The 824-nt window shown below is 72.2% G+C and carries 1 pseudogene; it reads right to left on the reverse strand.

The annotated features are described in order from the left end of the window. Positions 1-271 precede the first annotated feature (271 nt). A pseudogene (locus C1I97_RS38150) lies at positions 272-824 on the reverse strand (hypothetical protein); the annotation flags it as partial.

The raw sequence follows: 824 nt of genomic DNA on the forward strand, positions 1-824 counted from the left end.
GGCTGCTGCTGAGGGGCCGAGGGGCCCCGGGGGACCGTAGGCGCCGGTACGGCGGCCCGGCTCGCCGACGGGCACCGGGACGAGAGCGCGGGAGCCCGGGGCTCTTGGGGGGCTTCGGCACCGCGGAGCCGGTCAGGACGGCCGCGGACCCCGTTTTCCGCCACGACGGCCTCCCCCGTCAGCCCCCGTCGGTGCGGTGGCGGAGGTGTGCGAGACCGGGGCCGGAGCCGGATGATCGGGCCGCGTGCGGCAGCTGTGCGGGGGTGAGGGCCTACTGGGTGGCCGCCGCCGACGCCTGGGCCTCGCCGCGGCGGCTGATCTGCTGGAACGCGAACTGGGCGAGGTCGTCGCCGGTCCGGAAGACCTTGGTGTCCTTGGCCGTGACGTTCTTGCCGTTGGTGAAGCCGGTGAGGGTGAAGTAGGCGTAGCGGCCCAGGGAGTTGGTCGTGGAGCGGCAGACCGCGCCGTTGCAGAAAGCCTTGACGTCGCCGCCGGGCAACGGCTTGACGATGCTCTTCTGGTCGGTCCCGCCCCTGGCCTTGGCGGCCTGTGCGTCGGTGTCGAAGACGGCGATGCCGAGGGTCACCGCGATGCCGTCCTGGCTGTAGGTGACGCGCAGCAGGCGGGTGCAGCCGTTGTCGGTGAGGGCCTTGGGGAGCGTGCCCTGGGCGGCGGTGGCGCAGTTCTTGCTGTCGTCCGTCGGGCCCTTCTTGTACACGTTCTCGCCCATGGTCAGCTGGGTGCCGGGGAAGAGCGTGTCAGGGCTGAGCGGGGCCGTGTCCTTCTTCGCGCTGGATATGAACTCCTTCGGGTCCAGCGGGGGC

Origin of the sequence: Streptomyces sp. NTH33, assembly GCF_003236365.1 — a bacterium.
Classification (GTDB): domain Bacteria; phylum Actinomycetota; class Actinomycetes; order Streptomycetales; family Streptomycetaceae; genus Streptomyces.